The organism is Pseudomonas sp. S35 (genome assembly GCF_009866765.1).
GTDB lineage: Bacteria > Pseudomonadota > Gammaproteobacteria > Pseudomonadales > Pseudomonadaceae > Aquipseudomonas.
Map to the genome: position 1 here is coordinate 1,796,137 of NZ_CP019431.1, position 25,209 is coordinate 1,821,345.

21 protein-coding genes are annotated in these 25,209 nt (G+C 60.1%); 14 read left to right on the forward strand and 7 right to left on the reverse strand.

Annotated elements, in window-relative coordinates:
- Positions 1 to 63 precede the first annotated feature (63 nt).
- Complete coding sequence (rlmM, locus tag PspS35_RS08090; protein WP_159933482.1) at positions 64 to 1,140, forward strand: 23S rRNA (cytidine(2498)-2'-O)-methyltransferase RlmM; 1,077 nt, start codon at positions 64 to 66, stop codon at positions 1,138 to 1,140.
- A 13-nt stretch (positions 1,141 to 1,153) separates the two neighbouring features.
- On the forward strand, positions 1,154 to 1,405 hold the full coding sequence (gene tusA, locus PspS35_RS08095) for a sulfurtransferase TusA (protein ID WP_159933483.1): 252 nt from the start codon (positions 1,154 to 1,156) through the stop codon (positions 1,403 to 1,405).
- Here tusA and PspS35_RS08100 read toward each other — a convergent pair.
- A complete protein-coding gene (locus PspS35_RS08100) occupies positions 1,402 to 2,796 on the reverse strand; it encodes an MATE family efflux transporter (RefSeq protein ID WP_159933484.1) in 1,395 nt (464 codons plus the stop codon). The two genes, tusA and PspS35_RS08100, sit on opposite strands and share 4 nt — an antisense overlap.
- Positions 2,797 to 3,712: 916 nt before the next feature.
- On the opposite strand from PspS35_RS08100, the gene pdxB reads away from it, so the two are divergent.
- On the forward strand, positions 3,713 to 4,855 hold the full coding sequence (gene pdxB / locus PspS35_RS08105; RefSeq protein ID WP_159933485.1) for a 4-phosphoerythronate dehydrogenase PdxB: 1,143 nt from the start codon (positions 3,713 to 3,715) through the stop codon (positions 4,853 to 4,855).
- A 53-nt stretch (positions 4,856 to 4,908) separates the two neighbouring features.
- Here the strand turns inward: pdxB and PspS35_RS30010 are convergent, their stop codons facing one another.
- Positions 4,909 to 5,082, reverse strand: coding sequence for a PA1571 family protein (locus tag PspS35_RS30010; RefSeq protein WP_032888780.1), 174 nt, complete (start codon positions 5,080 to 5,082; stop codon positions 4,909 to 4,911).
- A gap of 255 nt (positions 5,083 to 5,337) precedes the next feature.
- Here PspS35_RS30010 and PspS35_RS08110 point away from each other — a divergent pair, with 255 nt between their 5' ends.
- Positions 5,338 to 7,110 carry an ABC transporter transmembrane domain-containing protein gene (locus PspS35_RS08110; protein ID WP_159933486.1) on the forward strand — a complete coding sequence of 591 codons (1,773 nt, stop codon included), beginning with the start codon at positions 5,338 to 5,340 and terminating at the stop codon, positions 7,108 to 7,110.
- Positions 7,111 to 7,155: 45 nt separating this feature from the next.
- On the opposite strand, the gene PspS35_RS08115 is transcribed toward PspS35_RS08110, so the two are convergent.
- The gene (locus PspS35_RS08115; RefSeq protein ID WP_159933487.1) at positions 7,156 to 9,084 is read right to left on the reverse strand and encodes a transglycosylase SLT domain-containing protein; all 1,929 of its coding nucleotides are present in this window, start codon (positions 9,082 to 9,084) and stop codon (positions 7,156 to 7,158) included.
- Positions 9,085 to 9,297: 213 nt separating this feature from the next.
- On the opposite strand from PspS35_RS08115, the gene PspS35_RS08120 reads away from it, so the two are divergent.
- Complete coding sequence (locus PspS35_RS08120) at positions 9,298 to 11,217, forward strand: ATP-binding cassette domain-containing protein (RefSeq protein ID WP_159933488.1); 1,920 nt, start codon at positions 9,298 to 9,300, stop codon at positions 11,215 to 11,217.
- Positions 11,218 to 11,397: 180 nt separating this feature from the next.
- Here PspS35_RS08120 and PspS35_RS08125 read toward each other — a convergent pair whose 3' ends face one another.
- Positions 11,398 to 11,838, reverse strand: coding sequence for a universal stress protein (locus PspS35_RS08125; RefSeq protein WP_159933489.1), 441 nt, complete (start codon positions 11,836 to 11,838; stop codon positions 11,398 to 11,400).
- A gap of 105 nt (positions 11,839 to 11,943) precedes the next feature.
- Between PspS35_RS08125 and PspS35_RS08130 the strand changes: the two genes are divergently transcribed.
- From PspS35_RS08130 to PspS35_RS08160, 7 genes are all read left to right on the forward strand, one after another.
- On the forward strand, positions 11,944 to 12,381 hold the full coding sequence (locus tag PspS35_RS08130; protein ID WP_159933490.1) for a hypothetical protein: 438 nt from the start codon (positions 11,944 to 11,946) through the stop codon (positions 12,379 to 12,381).
- Positions 12,382 to 12,874: 493 nt separating this feature from the next.
- Positions 12,875 to 15,022 carry a fatty acid oxidation complex subunit alpha FadB gene (gene fadB, locus PspS35_RS08135; RefSeq protein WP_159933491.1) on the forward strand — a complete coding sequence of 716 codons (2,148 nt, stop codon included), beginning with the start codon at positions 12,875 to 12,877 and terminating at the stop codon, positions 15,020 to 15,022.
- Between the two features lie 29 nt (positions 15,023 to 15,051).
- Positions 15,052 to 16,227: an acetyl-CoA C-acyltransferase FadA gene (gene fadA, locus PspS35_RS08140; protein WP_026136849.1), complete on the forward strand. Its 1,176-nt coding sequence runs from the start codon at positions 15,052 to 15,054 to the stop codon at positions 16,225 to 16,227.
- Positions 16,228 to 16,324: 97 nt separating this feature from the next.
- On the forward strand, positions 16,325 to 16,561 hold the full coding sequence (locus tag PspS35_RS08145; RefSeq protein ID WP_159933492.1) for a DUF1653 domain-containing protein: 237 nt from the start codon (positions 16,325 to 16,327) through the stop codon (positions 16,559 to 16,561).
- Positions 16,562 to 16,675: 114 nt separating this feature from the next.
- Positions 16,676 to 19,297, forward strand: a complete 2,622-nt coding sequence (gene topA, locus PspS35_RS08150; RefSeq protein WP_159933493.1) for a type I DNA topoisomerase — start codon at positions 16,676 to 16,678, stop codon at positions 19,295 to 19,297.
- 127 nt (positions 19,298 to 19,424) lie between these two features.
- Complete coding sequence (locus PspS35_RS08155; protein WP_159933494.1) at positions 19,425 to 19,946, forward strand: DUF6586 family protein; 522 nt, start codon at positions 19,425 to 19,427, stop codon at positions 19,944 to 19,946.
- Between the two features lie 118 nt (positions 19,947 to 20,064).
- Entirely contained in the window at positions 20,065 to 20,298 is a 234-nt protein-coding gene (locus PspS35_RS08160) for a hypothetical protein (protein ID WP_032889274.1), read from the forward strand.
- Positions 20,299 to 20,452: 154 nt separating this feature from the next.
- Here PspS35_RS08160 and PspS35_RS08165 read toward each other — a convergent pair whose 3' ends face one another.
- The 3 genes from PspS35_RS08165 to lexA all read right to left on the reverse strand — a co-directional run bounded on the left by PspS35_RS08165 (position 20,453) and on the right by lexA (position 23,051).
- A complete protein-coding gene (locus PspS35_RS08165; RefSeq protein WP_159932780.1) occupies positions 20,453 to 21,712 on the reverse strand; it encodes an IS256 family transposase in 1,260 nt (419 codons plus the stop codon).
- A 246-nt stretch (positions 21,713 to 21,958) separates the two neighbouring features.
- Positions 21,959 to 22,432 carry an SOS-induced cell division inhibitor SulA gene (sulA, locus tag PspS35_RS08170; protein ID WP_159933495.1) on the reverse strand — a complete coding sequence of 158 codons (474 nt, stop codon included), beginning with the start codon at positions 22,430 to 22,432 and terminating at the stop codon, positions 21,959 to 21,961.
- Positions 22,433 to 22,442: 10 nt separating this feature from the next.
- A complete protein-coding gene (lexA, locus tag PspS35_RS08175; protein WP_003172575.1) occupies positions 22,443 to 23,051 on the reverse strand; it encodes a transcriptional repressor LexA in 609 nt (202 codons plus the stop codon).
- A 263-nt stretch (positions 23,052 to 23,314) separates the two neighbouring features.
- On the opposite strand from lexA, the gene PspS35_RS08180 reads away from it, so the two are divergent.
- Positions 23,315 to 24,022 (forward strand): TetR/AcrR family transcriptional regulator, encoded by a 708-nt coding sequence (locus PspS35_RS08180; protein ID WP_159933496.1) that lies wholly within the window; start codon positions 23,315 to 23,317, stop codon positions 24,020 to 24,022.
- Between the two features lie 144 nt (positions 24,023 to 24,166).
- A complete protein-coding gene (gene nagZ / locus PspS35_RS08185) occupies positions 24,167 to 25,177 on the forward strand; it encodes a beta-N-acetylhexosaminidase (RefSeq protein WP_159933497.1) in 1,011 nt (336 codons plus the stop codon).
- Positions 25,178 to 25,209 lie beyond the last annotated feature (32 nt).

Consider the following 25,209-nt stretch of genomic DNA (forward strand, 5'->3'; position numbering starts at 1 on the left):
CTATCATGCGCGCGTTTTCATGACAGGCATTGCGATAGAGCAAGCCAGTTGCCAGGAGATTCAATGAACACCCTTTTTATGCACTGCCGCCCGGGTTTTGAAGGCGAAGTCTGTTCCGAGATCGCGGAACACGCCGCGCGCCTGAACGTGTCCGGCTACGCCAAGGCCAAGACCGGCAGCGCCTGCGCCGAATTTGTCTGCACCGAAGAAGACGGCGCCCAGCGCCTGATGCACGGCCAGCGCTTTGCCGAGCTGATCTTCCCGAGGCAGTGGGCGCGCGGGGTGTTTATCGACCTGCCGGAAACCGACCGCATCAGCGTTATTCTCGCTCACCTGCGCGAATTCCCGGTGTGCGGCAGCCTGTGGCTGGAGATGGTCGACACCAATGATGGCAAGGAACTGTCGAACTTCTGCAAGAAATTCGAAGTGCACCTGCGCAAAGCCCTGCTGGGCGCCGGCAAACTGGTGGACGACCCGAGCAAGCCGCGTCTGCTGCTGACTTTCAAGAGCGGCCGCGAAGTGTTCATGGGCCTGGCCGAGTCGAACAACTCGGCGATGTGGCCAATGGGCATCCCGCGTTTGAAGTTCCCGCGAGACGCACCAAGCCGCTCAACCCTGAAGCTGGAAGAGGCCTGGCACCACTTTATCCCCCGCGACCAGTGGGACGAGCGCCTGCACGGCGACATGACCGGCGTCGACCTCGGTGCCGCGCCAGGCGGCTGGACCTGGCAATTGGTCAATCGGGGCATGCTGGTAACCGCCATCGACAACGGCCCGATGGCCGAAAGCCTGATGGACACTGGCCTGGTCCAACACCTGATGGCTGACGGCTTCACCTTCGTGCCCAAGCAACCGGTGGACTGGATGGTGTGCGACATCGTCGAAAAACCGGCGCGCAACGCCGCACTGCTGGAAACCTGGATTGGCGAGGGGCATTGTCGCGAGGCCGTGGTGAACCTGAAGTTGCCGATGAAGCAGCGCTATGCCGAAGTCAAACGCCTGCTGGAGCGCATTGAAGAGGGCTTCAAGGCCCGTGGCATTCGCGTGGAGATCGGCTGCAAGCAGCTGTACCACGACCGTGAGGAAGTGACCTGTCACTTGCGCCGTCTGGTGGATGCGAAGAAAACCAAGGCCCGTTAACGAGGAGTCATCAATGAGCGATATCAACGAAAGCACCGTCGACGGCGTGCTTGACGCGACGGGTCTCAACTGCCCGGAACCGGTGATGATGCTGCACCAGCACATCCGCGACCTGCCCGCTGGCGGCTTGCTCAAGGTGATCGCGACCGACCCGTCGACCCGTCGCGACATTCCCAAGTTCTGCGTGTTCCTTGACCACGAACTGGTGGATCAGCAAGAGCAGGCCGGCACCTACCTGTACTGGATCCGCAAGAAGGCCGACTAAGCGCGCGCCTTGTCCGCCCGGATACGCCGGCGTGCACTGCGCGCCAGGCGTACCAGCAACATTCCTGCCGCGCAGCTCAGGCCGACGATCAGGCCTTGCCACAAGCCGCTCGGGCCACTGGGTTCGCCGAGCCAGTCGGTCAGCCCCAGGGCGTAACCTACCGGCAGCCCCACCCCCCAATAAGCGAACAGCGTCAGCACCATGGTCACGCGGGTGTCCTGATAGCCACGCAATGCGCCAGCGGCTGTGACCTGGATCGAATCCGAGAACTGGAACAGCGCCGAAAATACGATCAGCGTCGAGGCCAGGTGGATCACTACCGGGTCCGGGGTGTAGATCGACGCGATCTGCTCGCGGAACAACAGCATCAGGCTGCACGACAGGCAGGCATAGGCCAGCGCGGTGCCCATGCCGACCCCGGCGGCGAAGCGCGCTTCCCGCGCCTCGCCACGCCCCAGGGCCTGACCGACGCGCACGGTGACGGCCATGCTCAGGGAGTAGGGAATCATGAACACCAGCGAGCTGACGTTCAGCGCGATCTGATGCCCGGACACCACCGTGGCGCCCAGGCTGCCGAGTAGCAGGGCGATCACGGCAAAAATGCTCGATTCGGCAAAGATCGCGACACCAATCGGCAGGCCAATCCCCAATATGCGCTTGATCACCGCCCATTGTGGCCAGTCAAAACGCTTGAACAATTCACTGCTCTGATAGGCCGGGCCCCAGCGCGTCCAGACCGCCAGGCCGAGCATCATCACCCACATCGCAATGGCCGTGGCCCAACCGCAGCCCACGCCGCCCATGGCCGGCACGCCAAAGTGGCCGTAGATGAAGATGTAGTTCAGCGGGATATTCAGCGCCAGGCCGACCAGGCCCATGACCATGCTCGGCCGCGTGCGGCCCAGGCCATCGCTGAAGCAACGCAGCACGTAATACAGCGCAATCGCCGGCATTCCGGCGGCGATGCCGTGCAAGTAACCCATGGACGGTTCGATCAGGTCCGGTTCGACCTTCATGGCATGCAGGATCGGTTCGGCGCACAGCAGCAGCAATCCGCCGATGACCCCCACGACCACCGCCAGCCACAACGCCTGGCGTACCAGCGGGCCGATTTCGCTGAACGTGCCGGCACCGTAGCGCTGAGCGACTTTGGGCGTGGTGGCCAGTAGCGTGCCGCTCATCAGCAGGTACACGGGAATCCAGATCGAATTGCCCAGGCCCACCGCCGCCAGATCCTGGGGGCTGACTCGGCCGGCCATCACCGCGTCGACAAAGCTCATGGCGGTGGTCGCCAGTTGGCCGATCATGATCGGCAGGGCGAGTGTCAGCAGGTCGCGCACTTCCCGGCTGATGCGGGCGGGGCGGGTGAGGGCAGCGGTGGCAGTGTTCACGTACAGGTGTCCAATAGAGGAGCGCAAGGACGGCGGATTCTACGCCTTGACGCAGTGGTCAGGAAAAAACCTGTGTTGGGGATTTGTAAGCGACCTGCCAGGCCACCGCATAGCCATTGTGGGAGGGCCTTGCCCCCGATGAAACTCTTAAAGGCTGACACATAACTCTGTAGTGAGCGGGCTTGCCCCGCGCTGGGCTGCGAAGCGGCCCCCCAAACTGGCACTCAGCGGCGACCTTGTTGGGGCTGCTGCGCAGCCCAGCGCGGGGCAAGCCCGCTTACCACAACAGCCCATTTGCCATCGACTCAGCATCCACGGGAAGTTGTGTAGGCCTCCAAGCCCCGATGAGCATCGGTGTCTACATAACTCTGTAGTGAGCGGGCTTGCCCCGCGCTGGGCTGCGCAGCGGCCCCCAAACGCTCACCTCGATTGGTTCTGGCACTCAGCGGTGACCTTGTTGGGGCTGCTGCGCAGCCCAGCGCGGGGCAAGCCCGCTCACCACAACAGCCCATTTGCCATCGACTCAGCATCCACGGGAAGTTGTTTAGGCCCCCATGCCCCGATGAGCATCGGTATCTACACAACTCTCAAAAGCTCATACATAACTCTGTGGTGAGCGGGCTTGCCCCGCGCTGGGCTGCGAAGCGGCCCCCAAACGTTCACTTCGATTGATTCTGGCACTCAGCGGCGACCTTGTTGGGGCTGCTGCGCAGCCCAGCGCGGGGCAAGCCCGCTCACCACAACAGCCCATTTGCCATCGATTCAGCATCCACAGGAAGTTGTGTAGGCCCCCATGCCCCGATTGCAGTGTGTCAGCCAACTAGCTCGTGACTGACATACTGCAATCGGGGGCAAGCCCCTCCCACATTGAATCCGCACAAGCCTGTACACTGCGGGTCCGCCAAAGGAGCCTGCCATGCTGATTGTTGCCGACGAAAATATCCCGCTGCTCGATGCCTTCTTCCAAGGGTTTGGTGAGATTCGCCGAGTGCCTGGCCGTTCCCTGGACCGCGCCACGGTCGAGCAGGCCGACGTGCTATTGGTGCGCTCGGTGACCAACGTCAACCGCGCGCTGCTGGAAGGCTCAAAGGTGCGTTTTGTCGGCACCTGCACCATCGGCACCGACCATTTGGACCTCGACTACTTCAAGCAGGCCGGCATCCAGTGGTCCAGCGCCCCTGGCTGCAATGCGCGTGGCGTGGTGGATTACGTGCTGGGCAGCCTGCAGACCCTGGCCGAGATCGAAGGCGCCGACCTCAATCAGCGTACCTACGGCATCGTCGGCGCCGGTGAGGTGGGCGGGCGCTTGGTCAAGGTGCTCAAGGGCCTGGGCTGGAACGTGCTGGTGTGCGACCCGCCCCGGCAGATCGCCGAAGACGGCGACTATGTGAGCCTGGCGCAGATCATCGAGCAGTGCGACGTGATCAGCCTGCACACGCCACTGACCAAGTCCGGTAATGGCTCCACTTGGCATTTGTTCGACCGCCAACGCCTGGAGCAGCTCAAGCCCGGCACTTGGCTGATCAACGCCAGCCGTGGCCCGGTGGTGGACAACGCCGCCCTGCGCGAAGTGTTGCTGGCGCGCGAAGACCTGCAAGCGGTGCTGGATGTGTGGGAAGGCGAGCCTGAGGTGGATGTGGACCTGGCTGACCTGTGCGTGCTGGCCACACCGCATATCGCCGGTTACAGCCTTGAGGGCCGGCAGCGCGGCACGGCGCAGATCTACCAGGCGTTCTGTGCACACCTGGGCCAGGAACCGAGTATCCACTTGAGCGAGCTCTTGCCGCCACTGTGGTTGGCTGAAGTGCACTTGAATGCCTCGACCGACCCAGCCTGGGCGCTGGCGACCTTGTGCCGCAGCGTGTACGACCCGCGCCGCGATGACGCGGATTTGCGTCGCAGCCTGGTGGGCACTGTGGAAGAACAGCGCAAGGCGTTCGACCTGCTGCGCAAGCACTACCCGGAGCGTCGTGAGATTGATGGCTTGAATGTGCGCATCAACGGGGAATCGGCGGCGTTGTCGAAGATCGTGTCCGCACTGGGCGCGGCGGCAGTTTAAACGCCGATAAAAAACCCGGCCATCGAGGCCGGGTCTGAAAGAGCATGGGCGCTTCAGCCTTGCTGGGCAGGCTTGACCAATTTTTCTTCCAGTTCGCGGCACGCTTGCTGGATCATCTCTTCGGTAATCTGCACCTCGTGGCCTTGGGCGTCGATGACGGAGCAAGGCAACTGCTGGGGTTGGCGGATCACTTCAATCTTGGCATCGCTGCTGTTTTGCAAGGTCATGGCCTGTCTCCTCATCAGGTTGTGTACCTACTGTAAAACCCCCGCGTGACCGCGCTGTTACAACTCCCTGCACGACCACCGGTTCGAATACTCAGTCCACCAGAAACGGCCGCCGATTTCCAGCCACGCTTTAGACCGATAGCCTCTAGGGGCGAGTATCGGCGGGCATAATTAACCTGACTCATTGTTATTCAGCCAAGTTCCCCCAATGTAAGGGGGTAGGTACCAATCCCTTCTTGATCAGGTGACGCCCTCATGTTCTCTGCCCGTCAACGCCGTGCGATTCGCTTGGCCAGCCGCTTTATCGCGCCCTATCGCTGGCAAGCGTTGGGCGCGTTGTTGGCGCTGATCGTCACGGCCGGCATCACGTTATCCATGGGGCAGGGCATTCGTCTGCTGGTCGACCAGGGGTTCATGACCCAGTCGCCACACCTGCTCAACCAGTCCATTGGCCTGTTCATGCTGCTGGTAGTGGGCCTGGCGGTGGGTACCTTTGCGCGGTTTTACCTGGTGTCCTGGATCGGCGAGCGGGTGGTGGCGGATATTCGTCGGCAGGTGTTCAACCACCTGATCTACCTGCACCCCGGCTTCTACGAGAACAACCGTAGCTCGGAAATCCAGTCGCGGTTGACCACTGACACCACCTTGCTGCAATCGGTGATCGGCTCGTCGCTGTCGCTGTTCCTGCGCAATGCCTTGATGGTGATCGGCGGCATTGTGCTGCTGTTCGTCACCAACCCCAAGCTCACCAGCATCGTGGTGGTGGCGCTGCCGTTGGTGCTGGCGCCGATCCTGATTTTCGGCCGCCGCGTGCGCAGCCTGTCGCGCCTGAGCCAGGACCGCATTGCCGATGTGGGCAGCTATGTGTCCGAGACCCTCGGCCAGATCAAGACCGTGCAGGCCTACAACCATCAGGTTCAGGATGAGCAGCGCTTTGCCATAACCGTCGAGGACGCTTTTGCCACGGCGCGTAAACGCATCGCTCAGCGTGCCTGGCTGATTACCCTGGTGATCATGCTGGTGCTCGGCGCGGTAGGCGTGATGCTGTGGGTGGGCGGCATGGACGTGATCAGCGGGCGCATTTCCGGCGGCGAACTGGCGGCATTTGTGTTCTACAGCCTGATCGTCGGCAGCGCCGTGGGTACGTTGAGTGAAGTGCTGGGGGAGTTGCAGCGGGCTGCGGGTGCAGCCGAACGGATCGCAGAGCTGTTGCAGTCAACGAACGAAATCCAGGCGCCTGCTACCGATGCGGTGAAATTACCGGAGCGGGTCAGTGGCGGCATGGAGCTGCAGGAGCTGCGTTTTTCCTACCCGTCACGGCCAGACAGCTACGCCATTGATGGCCTGAACCTGACCATCAACCCTGGTGAAACCCTGGCGTTGGTGGGGCCGTCCGGTGCTGGCAAATCGACGATTTTCGACCTGCTGTTGCGCTTCTATGATCCTCAGCACGGCCGCATCCTGCTCGAAGGCCATTCGCTGACCGAACTCGACCCTCTGGACCTGCGCCGTCACTTCGCCCTAGTGTCCCAGAGCCCGGCGCTGTTTTTTGGCAGCGTCGAGGAAAACATCCGCTACGGCAACCCGAGCGCGACAACCGCCCAGGTCGAAGCTGCCGCGCGTATCGCCCACGCCCACGATTTCATCCTGCAAATGCCCAACGGCTATCAGACCCATTTGGGCGATGGTGGGATGGGCCTCTCCGGCGGGCAACGGCAACGCCTGGCGATTGCTCGCGCATTGCTGGTGGACGCGCCGATCCTGCTGCTGGACGAGGCCACCAGCGCTTTGGATGCCCAGAGTGAACACCTGATCCAGCAGGCGCTGCCGCAGTTGATGAAGGGGCGCACCACGTTGGTCATCGCCCATCGCCTGGCCACGGTGAAGAACGCCGATCGGATTGCGGTGATGGACCAAGGCAAGTTGGTGGCAGTGGGCACGCATCAGCAGTTGATTGCGAGCAACCCGCTGTATGCGCGGTTGGCGGCGTTGCAGTTCAGTGATGGGGATGAGCAGCTTCAACACTGACCTGTGGTGAGCGAGCAAGCTCGCTCACCACAAGGATGTGGTGTGTCATTGATCGTCAAAATACCGCTCATGCCAATCCACCAGCGGCTGTGGCGAATTGAGCTTCTGCCCGTAGATCACCGAATAAGACAGCACGTTCTGCACGTACTGGCGGGTTTCGTCGAACGGGATGCTCTCCACCCACACGTCGAAACTCAGGTGATCGGCGCCGCGCAGCCACTGGCGTACGCGACCCGGCCCCGCGTTGTAAGCGGCGGAGGCGAGTACGCGGTTGCCGTTGAACTGGCTGTGCACTTGGCTCAGGTAAGCGGCGCCGAGTTGGATGTTCTTGTCCGGGTCCAGCACCTGGGCCGGGGAGGCCAGGGGAATGCTGAACTTGCGCGCGGTTTCCTTGGCGGTGCCGGGCATCAGTTGCATCAGGCCGCTGGCGCCGACGCCTGAGCGGGCATCGTCCATAAAGGCGCTTTCCTGGCGGGTGATGGCAAATACCCAGCTCGAATGCAGGCCGCGCACCTTGGCCTCACGCACCAGCGTGTCGCGGTGGGCCATTGGGAAGCGGATGTCCAGGTCGTCCCAATACTGCGCCTGGCTGATGGTGCGGATCGCCGGGAAGTACCACTTCATGTCGTAGGCCAGTTTGGCCTGGGCGACCATCTCGTCGCGGTTGAAGTGACGGCTGACGTGGTACCACTCGCGACGGCCATCGACGATCTGGCCACGGGCGTAGAACTCCAGCGCGCGACGCACGCCTGGGGTGTTGCGCACTTTATTGACCAGCGCCTGGCTCATTACCAGCGGCTTGTTATTCAACTGGTATGGTGCCTTGGAGCGGTCGGCGGCGAGGAAACCGTAGAAATCGCGCTCGCGTGACAGGTTCTTGTACAGCACCAAGGCTTGCGGGTTCTTTGGCTCCGCCAGCTCCAGGCTGCGGGCCTGCCAGTAACGCCAGCGGTTGGTGGTGGCCAGGTCTTGTGGGAGTTTGCGCGTCAGTTGGTAGGCATCTTCCCAGCGGGCCAGGCGCAGCAGCAGGCGCAGGCGCCATTCGGAGACGGTGTTGTCGCGCAGTTCGGGGTCGTACTTGGTCATCACCTCAAGGGCGCGTGGGTCGAAGCGTTTGGCCAGGGTCAGCCCGATTTCGCGGGCAATCGACACTTTTTCGTCACGGGAGAAGTGCATGCTGCTGGCATAACCGTCGAGCAGCGCCATGGCCTTGTCCGGGTCCTGGCGGGCCAGGCGCCGCAGGCCCAGGCCCACGGCGTCAGACATGGCCTCGGTGGCCGGCTGGAAGCGTGATGGGTCGCTGAGCATGTCGGGCTTTTGCGCCACGTCCACCATCAGGCGACCTTGGGCGCCAAGGGTCGGCAAGGTTTTGACCAAGCTGTTGGCCAGCGCGTAGTTGCGCGCTTCGGCGGCGAGTTTGGTGCGGTCCCAGATCTTCTGTTCGGTAAGTTGGCCATCCGCTGCCCACTGACCGAAGGTGGCATCACAGGCGGCAGGTTGGGATTTGCCGGTCATCCACAGCTTTTCGGCAGTCTTGTAGCCTTCGGCCTTCAGGTTGTGGGTTAGCTGGTATTGGCCGTGCAGGCAGTCCAGTTCGACGAAATTGAGCTTGCTGTCGTAGTACTTTTCAAAGGTCTGCCAGTCGCCACGCTCGGACAGCCAGCGCAACCAGCGCAGCTTCATCCAATTGGCCTGGGGCAGGTCGCCGTTTTTGGCGAGGAACTGCTCGATTTCCGGGTTGCTTGCGGTTTTCAGGCGGGCGGTCAGTTCGTCATAGGCCAGGTACGGCGTGAGCGGGTAGTCGGCCAGGGCCTGGCTGTATTGCATGTACGGGCCGCTGTCGCCCTTGGCCAGGGCGCGCTTGGCTTCATCGTAATATTGACGTTGGGTGGTGAGGTCCACGGCCTGGGCGGATTGAGCGGCGGTGGCGGAAAGAAGCAGACAAGATAAAAAGTTGAAAAGGCGACTGCGCATGAGACATCCGTGCAGAGAAATCACGACTAACGCCGGCACCGCCGACGCTGATTGCCCCTAGCTTAGCCTTTTGCCAGCGGCCGGCGAAAGCTTTGCCGGTGGCATCGTTGAAGTTCGCTGGAAATGTCCTGCAGAAGGTGCCCGTAGTAAAAATGCCGGCCGCATCCCACCCTTAACTCAGGTAGAATGCGCGCCCAGTTTTTGGAGAAGCGTATGACCCTGCTCAAATTCAGCGATGTGTCCCTTGCTTTCGGCGCTATGCCGTTGTTGGACAAGGTGTCCTGGCAGATCGCCCGTGGTGAGCGGGTGTGCATCATCGGCCGCAACGGCACCGGCAAGTCCAGCATGATGAAGCTGGTCAAAGGCGACCAGAAGCCCGACGATGGCTCTGTTTGGCGCTCCCCGGGCCTCAAGATTGGCGAATTGCCGCAAGAATTGCCGGTGGCCGACGGACGGACAGTGTTCGACGTGGTTGCCGAAGGCCTGGACGGCGTGGGCGAGTTGCTCGCGCAATACCATCACCTGGCACAGAACTGCGTGACCGAAGAAGACCTGAACAAGCTGATGCACGTTCAGCAAGACCTCGAAGCCCGTGACGGCTGGCGCTTGCAGCAACTGGTCGACAGCACCCTGAGCCGCCTGCAACTGCCGGCCGACAAGACCCTCGCCGAATTGTCCGGCGGCTGGCGTCGTCGCGTGCTGCTGGCCCAGGCCCTGGTGTCCGAGCCGGACTTGCTGCTGCTCGACGAACCGACCAACCACCTGGATATCGGCGCCATCGCCTGGCTTGAAGAAGCCCTCAAGGAGTTCCAGGGCGCTGTGCTGTTCATCACGCACGACCGTTCCTTCCTGCAAAACCTGGCCACGCGCATCCTGGAACTGGACCGCGGCGGCCTGATCGACTGGAACGGCGACTACGCCAGCTTCCTGGTGCACAAGGAAGCCGCGCTGGCCGCCGAAGAGACTGCCAACGCGCTGTTTGACAAAAAACTGGCCCAGGAAGAAGTCTGGATCCGCCAGGGCATCAAGGCCCGCCGCACCCGTAACGAAGGCCGTGTCCGCGCCCTCAAAGCTCTGCGTGTGGAGCGCGGCGAACGTCGCGAGCGCACCGGCAAGGCCAACATCCAGCTGGACACCGCCGACAAGTCGGGCAAGCAAGTGATGGTGCTGGAGAACGTCAGCTTCCATCACCCGGACGGCCCGTTCCTGATCAAGGACTTCTCCATGGTCCTGCAGCGCGGCGACCGTATCGGCCTGTTGGGCGCCAACGGTACCGGCAAGACCACGCTGCTCAAGCTGATGCTCAGCGGCCTGAAACCGACCAGCGGCACCGTGGAAGAGGGCACGCGTATCGACGTGGCCTACTTCGACCAGTTGCGCCATCAGTTGGATCTGGAAAAAACCGTGATCGACAACGTGGCCGAAGGCCGCGACTTTATCGACATCGACGGCCAGAGCCGCCACGTGCTCAGCTACCTGGGCGATTTCCTGTTCAGCCCGCAGCGTGCACGCACGCCGGTCAAGGCTTTGTCCGGTGGTGAGCGCGCGCGTTTGCTGCTGGCCAAGCTGTTCAGCAAGCCGGCTAACCTGCTGGTGCTCGACGAACCGACCAACGACCTCGATGTAGAAACCCTCGAACTGCTGGAAGAGGTGCTGTTGACCTTCAACGGCACTGTGCTGATGGTCAGCCACGACCGGGCATTCCTCGACAACGTGGTTACCAGCACCCTGGTGTTCGAAGGTGAAGGCAAGGTGCGCGAGTACGTCGGTGGTTATCAGGACTGGCTGCGCCAGGGCGGTTCGCCGCGCCTGCTGGGCGTGACCGAGAGCAAGTCCGGCAAGGCTGACTTGAACTCTGCGGTGGTGACCCCTATTGCCGCTGCTGCCCCTGTATCAGAAGCTGCTCCGGCGGCCAAGAAGAAGCTCAGTTACAAGCTGCAGCGTGAGCTGGAAGCCTTGCCGGGTGACATCGACGCCAAGGAAAAGCAGATCGCTGCGGTGGAAGCGGACATGGCTGACGCGGGTTTCTACCTGCGCCCGGCGGCGGAAACCGCCAAGGTCATCGCTTCGTTGGAGACGCTGAACCAGGAACTGGAAGTGTTGATGGAGCGTTGGGCCGAGCTGGATGCCTGAGTGATGGCGGTGCATTAAAAAACCCGGTGTTCATCTGATGAACACCGGGTTTTTCATATGAAGCGCGGTTCAAAGGTGGGAGGGGCTTGCCCCCGATAGCAGTCTGTCAGTTGATACATCTGGTGACTGATACACCGCCATCGGGGGCAAGCCCGCTCCCACATTTGGTTCTCATTGGCCTTATGAGGCTTTTACAAGCTTCACTGCCAGCACATCACACGGCGCGCCGTGCAGCACATCATTGGCAGTGGAGCCCAGCAGCAACGCCAAACCATGTCGGCCATGGCTGCCGACCACGATCAGGTCACAAGCCTTTTCTTTGGCCAAGTGGTGGATTTCCTGGCGCGGCTGGCCGTAAGTCAGGTGGCAGTCTTCCTTTTTCAGGTGCGGGTACTTGAGAATCAAACGGTCCAGGCGCTCCTTGGCCTGGTCAAATTGTTGTTGCTGCAACTGGGAAAGGTCCATCGGCACGTCACCGCCAAAGGCCATGGCCATAGGCTCGACGATATGCACCAGCGACAGTATGGCGCCATTGGCCAATGCAGATTCTTGTGCGCGCTTGATCACTGGATCGCACTCTTCGGTCAGGTCTACGGCGACCAGAATATGTACGTAGGGCATGAGGCGTTCCTCCAAGGGACTGCAATAAATTCAGTATGGCTGCTTTCAAGCGGATGGGGTTGCGTCAGATCAAATCCGCTCATCTAGAAATTCGGGAGTACACATATGACGGTCTGGATAGTGGTGTCAATCCTTGTGGTGGTTCTGAGCCCGCTGGCATGGCTGCGCCCGTCGCGCCACCAGAGCGGGCGCATGGCCCTGCGCATGGAAGCGCGCCGCATCGGCCTAGCCATGCAACTGGCGCCGCAGGAGTGGCCGCATTGGCTCAAGCAGGAGCCGCCAAGCCCCTGCGCGCAGTACTGCCGGCCACGGCGCGGCAGTACGCCGGCCATCTGGAGCTACTGGCAGTTGGAGCCGGGGGTATGGGTCAATCAGTGGCGTGAAGTGTGCGAGGACGAGAAGTTGTTGCCGCATTTTGCAACGCTGCCAGCCAATGTCTTCAAGGTTGAGGCTGACAAGCAGATGATCGCCCTATATTGGGGCGAGAAGGGCGAAGCAAGTGATTTGCTTGCCATTGATGCACTGCTCAAAGCGTTGGCCTAAAGCGCTGACAGAAATTCAGGCAATAAAAAGCCCGACATCATCATCGGGCTGGAGTTGGCCAGGCAGGCCGGTAAATCTGTGGTTCCTGCGTCGGATGTTCATCCAGGCGCGTTACGGTTGTCGCTAGCCTAGCGGCATATCCTGTTCTGTACAGCCTTTTCCCACATGTTTTCTATTATTGATTTCGTGAATATTTGAATATTGACGAACCGTCGGCCTATGGTTGGGGTTCTGAAATGACTGGAAAGTCGCGTTTTTCCTAGCCTTTCGAGCGATTGACAATTGCTCGGAATTGGATGAAGGTGGCGTACCCAAATCAAACGGGCGTATGAATTGAGCGTTTGTCTGTCAGACAGCTCATACAGAATCCCGACTATCGCATTGGCGGGTGTGCCTGGCGGATTGGAGTGAGCATTGACCTAACGGCCAGTGTCCAACCAGAGGCCAGCGTCCAATGTGTACTGTTCAGCTTCCATATCGTGGAGATCAGTTGATGATTTACGAAGGTAAAGCCATCACGGTTAAGGCTCTTGAAAGTGGCATCGTCGAACTGAAATTCGACCTCAAGGGTGAGTCCGTCAACAAGTTCAACCGTCTAACCCTGAACGAACTGCGTCAGGCCGTAGACACCATCAAGGCAGATGCGTCGGTCAAGGGCGTGATCGTCTCCAGCGGCAAGGACGTGTTTATCGTCGGCGCTGACATCACCGAATTCGTCGACAACTTCAAGCTGCCCGATGCCGAGCTAGTGGCTGGCAACCTCGAAGCCAACAAGATTTTCAGCGATTTCGAAGACCTCAACGTTCCGACCGTTGCCGCGATCAATGGCATCGCGTTGGGCGGCGGCTTCGAAATGTGCCTGGCCGCCGACTTCCGCGTCATGTCGGCCACTGCCAAGATCGGCCTGCCTGAAGTCAAGCTGGGCATCTACCCGGGTTTTGGCGGCACCGTACGTCTGCCGCGCCTGATCGGGGCTGATAACGCCATCGAGTGGATTGCCGCCGGTAAGGAAAACAAAGCTGAAGACGCGCTGAAAGTCGGTGCCGTCGACGCTGTGGTTGCGCCAGACAAACTGGCCGAAGCCGCGCTGAACCTGATCAAGGGCGCCATCAGCGGCGAATTTGACTACAAGGCCAAGCGTCAGCCGAAGCTGGAAAAACTCAAGCTCAACGCCATCGAACAAATGATGTCGTTTGAAACCGCCAAAGGTTTCGTGGCTGGCCAAGCCGGCCCGAACTACCCGGCGCCGGTCGAAGCGATCAAGACCATCCAGAAAGCCGCGAACTTCGGTCGCGACAAAGCCCTGGAAGTGGAAGCGGCAGGCTTCGTCAAATTGGCGAAGACTTCGGCGGCCCAGAGCCTGATCGGCTTGTTCCTGAACGATCAGGAACTGAAGAAAAAGGCCAAGGCCTACGACGAAATCGCCAAGGACGTGAAACAGGCTGCCGTACTCGGCGCCGGTATCATGGGTGGCGGTATTGCCTATCAGTCGGCGTCCAAAGGCACGCCGATCCTGATGAAGGACATCAACGAGCACGGTATCGAGCAAGGTCTGGCCGAAGCCGCCAAGCTGCTGGTGGGCCGCGTTGACAAAGGTCGCATGACCGCTGCGAAAATGGCTGAAGTGCTTAACGGCATTCGTCCTACGCTGTCCTACGGTGATTTCGGCCACGTCGACCTGGTGGTCGAAGCGGTTGTCGAGAACCCGAAGGTCAAGCAGGCGGTACTGGCTGAAGTCGAAGGCCATGTCAAAGACGACACGATCCTGGCTTCGAACACCTCGACTATTTCCATCTCGCTGCTGGCCAAGGCCCTCAAGCGTCCGGAAAATTTCGTCGGCATGCACTTCTTCAACCCGGTGCACATGATGCCGTTGGTGGAAGTGATCCGTGGTGAGAAGTCCAGTGAACTGGCCGTTGCCACCACCGTGGCCTACGCCAAGAAAATGGGCAAGAACCCGATCGTGGTCAACGACTGCCCGGGCTTCCTGGTCAACCGCGTACTGTTCCCGTACTTCGGTGGTTTCGCCAAGCTGGTCAGCGCCGGTGTGGACTTCGTGCGCATCGACAAAGTCATGGAGAAATTCGGCTGGCCCATGGGCCCGGCGTACCTGATGGACGTGGTCGGTATCGACACTGGCCACCACGGTCGCGACGTGATGGCTGAAGGCTTCCCGGACCGCATGAAAGACGACCGCCGCTCGGCTGTCGACGCGCTCTACGAAGCCAAGCGCCTGGGCCAGAAGAACGGCAAGGGCTTCTACGCCTACGAGACCGACAAGAAGGGCAAGCAGAAGAAAGTCGCCGATCCATCGGTGCACGAAGTGCTGGCGCCGGTCATCTACGAACAGCGTGAGGTGTCCGACGAGGACATCATCAACTGGATGATGATCGCCCTGTGCCTGGAAACCGTGCGTTGCCTGGAAGACGGCATCGTTGAAACCGCCGCCGAAGCCGATATGGGCCTGGTGTACGGTATTGGTTTCCCTCCGTTCCGTGGCGGTGCACTGCGTTACATCGACTCGATCGGTGTGGCTGAATTCGTTGCCCTGGCTGATCAATACGCTGATCTGGGCCCGCTGTACCACCCGACCGCGAAGCTGCGTGAAATGGCCAAGAATGGCCAGAGCTTCTTCGGTTAAGCGCCCCTGACACTTGAGCGAGAATATTTATGAGCTTGAATCCAAGAGACGTCGTGATTGTCGACTTCGGTCGCACGCCGATGGGCCGCTCCAAGGGCGGCATGCACCGCAACACCCGCGCTGAAGACATGTCGGCGCACCTGATCAGCAAACTGCTGGAGCGCAACGTCAAGGTCGACCCGAACGAAGTCGAGGATGTGATCTGGGGCTGCGTCAACCAGACCCTGGAGCAGGGCTGGAACATCGCGCGCATGGCGTCGCTGATGACCCAGATCCCGCACACGGCCGCTGGCCAGACCGTCAGCCGCCTGTGCGGTTCGTCGATGAGCGCGCTGCACACCGCCGCCCAGGCGATCATGACCGGTAACGGTGATGTGTTCGTGGTCGGTGGCGTGGAGCACATGGGCCACGTCAGCATGATGCACGGCGTCGATCCTAACCCGCACATGTCCCTGTACGCGGCGAAAGCCTCGGGCATGATGGGCCTGACCGCAGAAATGCTTGGCAAGATGCACGGCATTACCCGCGAAGCCCAGGATGCATTCGGCGTGCGCTCCCACCAACTCGCCCACAAGGCGACCGTGGAAGGCAAGTTCAAGGATGAAATCATCCCGATGAACGGTTACGACGAGAACGGTTTCCTGAAATTGTTCGACTACGACGAAACCATCCGTCCGGATACCACCCTGGAAAGCCTGGCAGCCTTGAAACCTGCCTTCAATCCAAAGGGCGGCACCGTGACGGCCGGCACTTCGTCGCAAATCACCGACGGTGCTTCGTGCATGATCGTGATGTCGGCGCAGCGGGCCCAGGACCTGGGCATCCAGCCGCTGGCAGTGATCCGTTCGATGGCCGTGGCGGGTGTGGACCCCGCGATCATGGGCTATGGTCCAGTACCGGCCACACAAAAAGCCTTGAAGCGCGCGGGCCTGACCATCTCTGATATCGACTTCTTCGAGCTCAACGAAGCTTTCGCCGCACAGGCCCTGCCGGTGCTGAAAGATTTGAAAGTGCTCGACAAGATGAATGAGAAGGTTAACCTGCACGGCGGTGCGATTGCCCTGGGCCACCCATTTGGTTGCTCCGGTGCACGGATCTCTGGCACTTTGCTTAACGTGATGAAGCAAAATGGCGGCAACCTTGGGGTAGCCACCATGTGCATTGGTCTCGGCCAAGGCATTTCCACCGTCTTCGAACGCGTCTAAGCGTTCGGTTGACGGAAGCCGGGGCCCAGTGCCCCGGTTTTTGTTTTTGGGTGATTTCGTATTTTTTTTTTAACAAATTTTGTAAGGGGGCCAGAGCATGAAAGTCGAACCAGGGCTCTACCAGCATTATAAAGGTCCGCAGTACCGTGTTTTCAGTGTGGCGCGGCACTCCGAGACGGAAGAAGAAGTGGTGTTCTACCAAGCGCTGTATGGTGAATACGGCTTTTGGGTGCGCCCCTTGAGCATGTTCCTGGAGACCGTCGAAGTTGACGGCGAGCAGGTCCCGCGCTTTGCTTTGGTCCAGGCCGAAGCCAGTCTTTTTAAAGGGCAATAACGGCAGGTCGCGCAGAATGCTGCGCTTGACCTCACCTTGTTGCCACTATATATAGCGTTGCCGCGACAGGCGCCAACTGCCTCTCACTTCTCGAATTCAGGAATTTTCCGATCCATGGGCAAATCGCTGGTCATTGTGGAATCCCCGGCTAAGGCCAAGACCATCAACAAGTACTTGGGTAACGAGTACGTGGTGAAGTCGAGTATCGGCCATATCCGAGACCTGCCCACCAGCGGTTCGGCTAGCGCCAGCAAGGAGCCTGCCGCCAAGCGCGGCAAGGCCGCTGCGGGCGAAGGTCCGGTGCTCACGCCAAAAGAGAAAGCGCGCAAGCAGCTGGTCTCGCGCATGGGTGTGGACCCGGATCATGGCTGGAAGGCCAAGTACGAAATCCTTCCGGGCAAGGAAAAGGTCATCGAAGAGCTGCGCAGGCTCGCCAAAGATGCCGACACCATCTATCTCGCAACGGACTTGGACCGCGAAGGGGAAGCCATTGCCTGGCACCTGCGGGAAGCCATCGGCGGTGACGACAGCCGCTACAAGCGTGTGGTGTTCAACGAAATCACCAAAAAAGCCATCCAGGAAGCCTTCTCCAAGCCGGGCGAGCTGGACATAGACCGCGTCAACGCCCAGCAGGCCCGGCGTTTCCTCGATCGCGTGGTGGGTTACATGGTCTCGCCGCTGCTGTGGGCGAAGATCGCCCGTGGCCTGTCCGCCGGCCGTGTGCAGTCGGTAGCGGTCAAGCTGGTGGTGGAGCGTGAGCGTGAGATCCGTGCGTTCAACCCTGAAGAGTATTGGGAAGTCCACGCCGACCTCGGTACTGCCAAGGGCAACAACGTGCGCTTTGAAGTGGCCCGCGAGAAAGGCGAGGCCTTCAAGCCGCTGAACGAAGCCCAGGCCATGGCTGCGCTGGAAAAGCTCAAGGCGTCCAGCTACAGCATCGTCAAGCGCGAAGACAAACCGACCAGCAGCAAGCCGTCGGCACCATTCATCACATCCACCCTGCAACAGGCCGCGAGCAACCGCCTGGGCTTCGGTGTGAAGAAAACCATGATGATGGCCCAGCGTCTGTACGAAGCCGGCTACATCACTTATATGCGTACCGACTCCACCAACCTGTCGCAAGATGCGGTGGCGATGGCGCGCACGTATATCGAAAGCGAGTTTGGCAAGAAGTACCTGCCGGAGAAGCCGAACGTCTACAGCAGCAAGGAAGGCGCCCAAGAGGCTCACGAAGCGATTCGCCCTTCTGACGCCAACACCGAGCCAAGCAAGCTGAGCGGCATGGAACGCGACGCTGAGCGCCTCTACGAGCTGATCTGGCGCCAGTTCCTGGCCTGCCAGATGCTACCAGCGCAATACCTGTCGACTACCGTCAGTGTGGGCGCAGGCGACTTCGAGCTGCGTGCCAAGGGCCGTATCCTCAAGTTCGACGGTTATACCCGGGTGATGCCGCAAATCGCCAAGCCGGGCGACGACGATGTGCTGCCGGACATGGCCCAAGGCGATACGCTAAAGCTGATCAAGCTCGACCCGTCCCAGCACTTCACCAAGCCGCCGGCGCGTTATTCGGAAGCCAGCCTGGTCAAGGAGATGGAAAAACGTGGCATCGGTCGTCCTTCGACCTACGCGGCGATCATCTCCACTATCCAGGACCGTGGCTACGTGGCGCTGCACAACCGTCGTTTCTATTCGGAAAAGATGGGCGATATCGTTACCGAGCGCTTGTCCGAGAGCTTCTCCAACCTGATGGATTACGGCTTCACCGCCGGTATGGAAGAGAACCTCGATGACGTGGCCCAGGGCGAGCGCGACTGGAAAAACGTGCTGGACGAGTTCTACGGTGACTTCAAGAAAAAACTCGAAGTAGCCGAAAGCCCTGAGAACGGCATGCGTGCCAACCAGCCGGTGATGACCGACATCCCGTGCCAGACATGCGGCCGTCCGATGCAGATTCGTACGGCATCCACTGGTGTGTTCCTTGGTTGCTCGGGCTACAGCCTGCCGCCGAAAGAGCGCTGCAAGGCCACCGTCAACCTGGTGCCGGGTGATGAAATCGCCGCCGACGACGAGGGTGAGTCCGAGTCGCTGGTGCTGCGTGGCAAGCACCGTTGCCCGATCTGCAGCACGGCGATGGACGCCTACCTGCTGGACGAGAAGCACAAGCTGCATATCTGCGGTAACAACCCGGATTGCAACGGCTACGAGATTGAAGAGGGGACTTACCGCATCAAGGGCTACGAAGGTCCTAGCCTGGAATGCGACAAGTGCGGCAGCGAGATGCAACTCAAGACTGGCCGTTTCGGCAAGTTCTTCGGTTGCACCAACCCAACCTGCAAGAACACGCGCAAACTGCTGAAAAGCGGGGATGCCGCGCCGCCGAAGATGGACCCGGTGAAGATGCCGGAACTCAAGTGCGAGAAGGTCAACGACACCTATATCCTGCGCGACGGCGCTTCGGGTCTGTTCCTGGCCGCCAGCCAATTCCCGAAAAACCGCGAGACCCGTGCGCCGCTGGTGATGGAGATCGTGCCGCACAAGGACGAGATCGATCCTAAGTACCACTTCCTGTGTGAAGCGCCGAAGAAGGACCCGGATGGTCGCCCAGCCGTGATCCGCTACAGCCGCAAGACCAAGGAGCAGTACGTGCAGACCGAAGTGGACGGCAAGCCTACGGGCTGGAAAGCGTTCTACGACGGCGGCAAGTGGAAGGTCGAGGACAAGCGCCAGGGCGCGTGATCGACTGATCTGTCATAGACAAAGGCCGCCTGTATGGGCGGCCTTTTTTTGCGCTTGCAGTGGGCTCGGTTGATCCGTGACACTGTTGAGCCAGCATCACGCCTCATTCGTTGTGGAGATTGCCGTCATGGCCAACGAACTCTATACCCGTACCAATCAGAAAATTTACTTCGCGGGTTTGTCCCTGGAAGCCCTTGGGCGTGCCGAGGAAGGGAAGGAGATGAATGCTATCGCGCTGGTTCAGGCGGGGCGTGAAGCAGCCTTGTTCCACCTGTACGGTGCCTTGCTGGGTCTTTGCCATGAAATCGCCGGGTTCTACCGTTTGCCACAGGCCGGCTCACCCCGTGCGGAAATGATCATGAATCGTGAAGTGCTGGAAAGCATGGCGATTCCTGAACTTGCTGAGCTGGTGGAAATGGCCCAGAGCCCCGACAGTTGGGTCGCGCGTCTGCTCAAGGCTCATTCGGATATGTTCCAGCCGCCGCGTGTTCCCCACGTGCCAAAGGGTGATGTGACTCAGCCGTTGATCGTCGCAGTTGCGTTGGAAGAGGACGAGCCCAAGCCACTGAGCCGGGAAGCGTTGGAGGGCTGGCGTCAGGAGCTTAAGAAGATGGCGCTGCGTTTTCGTGAAGGTTTGAACGAGTGCTAAAGCCGCCCTGAATTGAGAAAGCGCCGTTCATCATGCTGTAAAGAAACCTGTTCAGATCCTCAGCGAGGCTGGGTGGATGACTGATATAATCCCGGCCTTTCGTGGAGAACAGACTTTTATGCCGACGTCCTTTCTGGAAATTGTTGAGTTGCCTGACGGCCGAATCGAACTGCGCCGGGCTGAGGACGAAGGTTCTCTGGTTATTCTGGATTTTTCCGAGGACGCAAAAGCGTTCCTGCAAGGCCAGCACGTGGAAGTGGCAAAAGCCATGTTGAGTGTGGGCGTGCAGATGGCGGGTCGTCTGGCGGAAGGCGAGCCGGAGAAAGAGGATGGGTCGCGGGTTCTTCACTGAGTGTGGCAAGTGGGTTCGCTGTTGTGGCGAGCCGGCTTGGGTGGTGAGCGGGCTTGGGTGGTGAGCGGGCTTGCCCCGCGTTGGGCTGCCAAGGAGAGTGTCAGATTTTTTGTGTGCGGGCCGGTTACGGCCTGCCGTCAGGCAGGCCCTAGCTTTACCAGGTCGGCCTGATAAATCGATCTCCGTACAGAATCGAAAATTGATTCATCGCGCTCTTCCAATCATGAGCTGCGCTGCCCCAGTTCGCGGTGATATTTCGCAATGCCAGCCAGATTAGTTTTGTCGCGGCCTCATCCGTTGGGAAGTGGCCTCGCGTCTTGATGATCTTGCGCAACTGGGCATTGATACTCTCGATGGCGTTGGTTGTGTAGATCACTTTGCGTATCGCCGGGGGAAACACAAAGAACGGTATAACTCGATCCCAAGCACGTTTCCAAGCCGATACGACCGTCGGATATTGCTTACCCCAAGGCCCGGCTTCGAAAGCCAGTAGCGCTTGTTCTGCAGCGTCAACATTGAGTGCTTGATAGATCGGCTTCAGTGCCTTGGCCAGCTCACGGCGCTTATCCCACGGGGCGTAATCGAGGCTGTTACGGATCAAGTGGACGATACAGGTCTGCAATGTCGTCTCAGGAAATACAGCACTCAGCGCTTCGGGCATGCCTTTGAGACCATCAGTCACCGCGATCAAGACGTCTTCGACACCTCGGGTTTTCAGGTCGTTAAAGACCTTCATCCAAAACTTGGCGCCTTCGGTTGTTTCAATCCAAATTCCCAGGATATCTCGCGTTCCGTCCGGCAATACTCCCAGTGCCAAGTAAATCGCTTTGTTGCGAACCAGGCCTTCGTCGCGAATTTTGACTCGCAATGCATCGAAGAAAATTACCGGGTACATCGGTTCAAGCGGTCGCTGTTGCCAGGCGGTAACCTCCTCCAAAACTGCGTCAGTGACAGAACTGATGAAGTCGTGGGAGACGTCTGTTCCGTACTGTTCCGAGAGAAACGCCCGGATTTCGCGAACCGTCATACCTCGGGCATACATCGCGATGATCTTGTCATCAAAGCCTGTAAAACGGCGCTCATGCTTAGGGATCAAGATCGGGGCAAAGCTTCCATCGCGATCTCTGGGAATGTCGAGACGCAACGGGCCGTCATCGGTCAGCACCGTTTTGCCACTTTTGCCGTTGCGTTGGTTGCTCGATTCCTCAGGGCGCTCCGCGCCCTGAGGGTAGCCAAGGTGGTGGCCCAACTCGGCACCAAGGGCTCGCTCGATAAGTGCCTTTTTAAACGCCATCGAGGCATCCTGAATGGCTTCGGCACTCATCGGGCCGCTGACGAACTGGTCGATCAGCTCTTTTGGAATAGATGGAAGGTCTCGCAGGGCCTCACGGGCCGGTTTCTTTTTGGTCGGCATACATGCACCTCTATCAACATGTTATGCCCGAACACAAAATTTATGACAGTCCCCTGCCAAGCGGCCCCAAAACCAGACACCGTGGAATACCTGATACACCGAGTTAATCTATCTAGGGCAGCTTCGCAGCCCAGCGCGGGGCAAGCCCGCTCACCACACAAGCCCGCTCACCACACAAGCTCGCTCAGCATAATGAGCATGCTAACTACAACCAGCCCGCTTCGCGTCTTCATCAGACCCAGCTTCTTATCCCAGTCGAATATTCAAGCTCTGCGCATCACCCGTGCGTGCCGCACTGATCAATTGCTGCTTGGCTGTCGCGTTCAGCGGGTTCAACCAGCTCACCACCGTATGGCTACGACCCAAGCGCAGCGCTTCGCATGTCAATTGCTGGGCACTTTGCGTGCCGCGTGGTTGCAGCAGCAGGATGCGCTCACGGTTGAGGCCGGCGTCCCGCAACCAGGCCTGGGTCAGGCTGGCGGGCGGGGCGATCAGGGTCAACCAGCGTGCATCCTGGTCTTCGCTCAGCTCGCGAAGAATCGGCGCCAGCAGGCTCAGGCAGCTTCCGGCCGCACCGCGCAACGACAGCTCACTGAACGCCTCGGGCTCGGCGCTCCAGGGCGCCTCGACCGTTTCCTTGAGGATGGGCGCAAGGGGTTGGGCCATAAAGGCCTCGAACAGCGACAGTTGTGTGTGTTGTGGGGTGTGTACGAGCTGCATGATGCCTCCTTTAGCGGCGAATGACGCCGACGCTCAAGCCTTCGATCACCAGGTCCTGATCTTTCAGGTTCACTTCAATCGGGGCGAACTCAGGGTTCTCGGCCAGGAGCCAGACCTTGCTGCCTTCGCGCTTGAAGCGTTTGACGGTGACTTCGTCGCCGATACGTGCGACGACGATCTGGCCATTGCGGGCTTCGCGTGTGGTGTGGACGGCCAGCAGGTCGCCATCGAAGATACCCACGTCTTTCATGCTCATGCCGTGTACCCGCAACAGGTAGTCGGCACGCGGATGGAAGAAGGTCGGGTTGATGTTGCAGGACTCCTCGACGTGCTGCTGCGCCAGGATCGGCGCACCGGCCGCGACGCGACCGATGATCGGCAGTGTCGATTCGTCGGCCTTGGCTTCGAAGCCAGGGATGCGAATACCGCGCGACGCACCGGGGGTCATCTCGATCGCGCCTTTGCGAGCGAGGGCCTTGAGGTGTTCTTCGGCGGCGTTGGGGGACTTGAACCCCAGTTCCAGCGCAATTTCGGCTCGTGTCGGCGGGTAGCCGTTGTCATCGAGGCAGCGCTTGATAAAAGCCAGAATCTCAGCTTGGCGTGGCGTCAGTTTTAGCATGTTGATCGCTCTGTCTTTTTATACAGTGACTGGGATTATATACAGTGAACTGCGCTTGGCAATCATCCTTTTCTGTGGCTCCGCTAGACGGTCATTTGTCATCCGTCCTACAAGCTAGAGATAGCGCTGCCTACAGACCGGGAAGGATGTGATTAAATAGCGATGAAATAGATGACTGCCCGGCCGGAAAGCGAACCCGCAGGCTTGACAAGACACACCCTGAAACGTATGTTTCAAACAAGTGTTTGTCAGGCGGAGTAGTCATGGCCCAGTCGGAAACCGTTGAACGCATTCTCGATGCTGCCGAGCAATTGTTCGCGGAAAAAGGATTTGCTGAAACCTCATTGCGGCTGATCACCAGCAAGGCCGGGGTCAACCTCGCTGCTGTGAACTACCATTTCGGCTCGAAGAAAGCCCTGATCCAGGCGGTGTTCTCGCGCTTCCTGGGGCCGTTCTGCGCCAGTCTCGACCGTGAGCTCGAACGTCGCCAGGCCAAGGCTGACAACAAGCCCAGCCTGGAAGAGTTGCTGGAAATCCTCGTCGAGCAAGCCCTGGTGGTTCAACCGCGCAGTGGCAACGACCTGTCGATTTTCATGCGTCTGTTGGGCCTGGCGTTCAGTCAGAGCCAAGGCCACCTTCGGCGTTACCTGGAAGACATGTACGGCAAGGTATTTCGTCGCTATATGTTGCTGGTCAACGAAGCGGCGCCGCGTATTCCTCCTATCGAACTGTTCTGGCGTGTGCATTTCATGCTGGGTGCGGCCGCGTTCAGCATGTCCGGGATCAAGGCGTTGCGTGCAATTGCCGAGACCGATTTTGGCGTCAACACCTCCATCGAGCAGGTCATGCGCCTGATGGTGCCGTTCCTCGCTGCCGGCATGCGTGCCGAAACCGGCGTGACCGATGCGAGCATGGCGGCTGCCCAGTTGCGCCCACGCAGCAAGACCGCAGCGGCGCCCGCCAAGGTTTGACCGCTGCGGGTGTGCGCGGCCGCTTGCATCCGCTAAGCTAGCCGCCATGCCGATTTCAGCTATTTACTCGCAACCCGTTGTGCTCGCCGCGCCAATTGCGCCGCGTGAGCGCAACGGGTTGTGTGCGTTATTTAAGGAAGGTTTATGACTGCTGCCCTGCAAGGTTCTTTGATGGTCGACGTGGCCGGTACCTGGCTGACGGCCGAGGATCGTCACCTGTTGCGCCAACCCGAAGTGGGCGGCCTGATCATTTTCGCGCGCAATATCGAGCATCCACGCCAGGTGCGGGAATTGAGCGCGGCGATTCGTGCGGTGCGGCCCGACCTGCTGCTGGCCGTCGACCAGGAAGGCGGTCGCGTACAGCGCCTGCGCCAGGGCTTTGTGCGCTTGCCGGCCATGCGTGCGCTGGCGGACAACCCCAACGCCGAATACCTGGCCGAGCAGTGCGGCTGGATCATGGCCACCGAAGTGCTCGCCGTCGGCCTCGACCTGAGTTTTGCCCCCGTACTCGACCTGGACTACCAGCGCAGTGCTGTGGTCGGCACGCGCTCCTTCGAAGGCGACCCCGAGCGCGCCGCCGTGCTCGCGGGTGCCTTTATTCGCGGCATGAACAGCGCCGGCATGGCCGCGACGGGCAAGCACTTCCCCGGTCATGGTTGGGCTGAGGCCGATTCCCACGTCGCGATTCCTAATGACGAACGCAGCCTGGAACAGATTCGCGCCAATGACCTGGTGCCTTTCGCACGCCTGAGCAAGCAATTGGCGGCGGTGATGCCGGCTCACGTCATCTACCCGCAGGTTGACGCCCAGCCCGCGGGGTTCTCGCGTCGCTGGTTGCAGGAGATCCTGCGCGGTGAATTGCAATTTGATGGGGTGATTTTCAGCGATGACCTGTCCATGGCCGGCGCTCATGTGGTCGGCGATGCGGCCAGTCGGATTGAAGCGGCGCTGACGGCGGGCTGCGATATGGGCTTGGTGTGCAATGACCGTGCAGCGGCCGAGCTTGCTCTGACTGCGGCGCAGCGGATGAAGGTCACGCCGTCTGCGCGTATTGCGCGGATGCGCGGGCAAGCGATTGCTTCGACTGAGTACAAGCAGGATCCGCGTTGGTTGGCAGCGCTTACTGCGCTGCGGGATGCTCAGTTGATTGGCTGAAGACTGAGTCGCGTCTATCGGGGGCCTGCCCC

Coding starts and splice junctions, on each gene's coding strand:
- rlmM (WP_159933482.1), top strand. CDS start 64: ATGAACACCCTTTTTATGCACTGCCGCCCGGGTTTTGAAGGCGAAGTC.
- tusA (WP_159933483.1), top strand. CDS start 1,154: ATGAGCGATATCAACGAAAGCACCGTCGACGGCGTGCTTGACGCGACG.
- pdxB (WP_159933485.1), top strand. CDS start 3,713: ATGCTGATTGTTGCCGACGAAAATATCCCGCTGCTCGATGCCTTCTTC.
- PspS35_RS30010 (WP_032888780.1), bottom strand. CDS start 5,082: ATGACCTTGCAAAACAGCAGCGATGCCAAGATTGAAGTGATCCGCCAA.
- PspS35_RS08110 (WP_159933486.1), top strand. CDS start 5,338: ATGTTCTCTGCCCGTCAACGCCGTGCGATTCGCTTGGCCAGCCGCTTT.
- PspS35_RS08115 (WP_159933487.1), bottom strand. CDS start 9,084: ATGCGCAGTCGCCTTTTCAACTTTTTATCTTGTCTGCTTCTTTCCGCC.
- PspS35_RS08120 (WP_159933488.1), top strand. CDS start 9,298: ATGACCCTGCTCAAATTCAGCGATGTGTCCCTTGCTTTCGGCGCTATG.
- PspS35_RS08125 (WP_159933489.1), bottom strand. CDS start 11,838: ATGCCCTACGTACATATTCTGGTCGCCGTAGACCTGACCGAAGAGTGC.
- PspS35_RS08130 (WP_159933490.1), top strand. CDS start 11,944: ATGACGGTCTGGATAGTGGTGTCAATCCTTGTGGTGGTTCTGAGCCCG.
- fadB (WP_159933491.1), top strand. CDS start 12,875: ATGATTTACGAAGGTAAAGCCATCACGGTTAAGGCTCTTGAAAGTGGC.
- fadA (WP_026136849.1), top strand. CDS start 15,052: ATGAGCTTGAATCCAAGAGACGTCGTGATTGTCGACTTCGGTCGCACG.
- PspS35_RS08145 (WP_159933492.1), top strand. CDS start 16,325: ATGAAAGTCGAACCAGGGCTCTACCAGCATTATAAAGGTCCGCAGTAC.
- topA (WP_159933493.1), top strand. CDS start 16,676: ATGGGCAAATCGCTGGTCATTGTGGAATCCCCGGCTAAGGCCAAGACC.
- PspS35_RS08155 (WP_159933494.1), top strand. CDS start 19,425: ATGGCCAACGAACTCTATACCCGTACCAATCAGAAAATTTACTTCGCG.
- PspS35_RS08160 (WP_032889274.1), top strand. CDS start 20,065: ATGCCGACGTCCTTTCTGGAAATTGTTGAGTTGCCTGACGGCCGAATC.
- PspS35_RS08165 (WP_159932780.1), bottom strand. CDS start 21,712: ATGCCGACCAAAAAGAAACCGGCCCGTGAGGCCCTGCGAGACCTTCCA.
- sulA (WP_159933495.1), bottom strand. CDS start 22,432: ATGCAGCTCGTACACACCCCACAACACACACAACTGTCGCTGTTCGAG.
- lexA (WP_003172575.1), bottom strand. CDS start 23,051: ATGCTAAAACTGACGCCACGCCAAGCTGAGATTCTGGCTTTTATCAAG.
- PspS35_RS08180 (WP_159933496.1), top strand. CDS start 23,315: ATGGCCCAGTCGGAAACCGTTGAACGCATTCTCGATGCTGCCGAGCAA.
- nagZ (WP_159933497.1), top strand. CDS start 24,167: ATGACTGCTGCCCTGCAAGGTTCTTTGATGGTCGACGTGGCCGGTACC.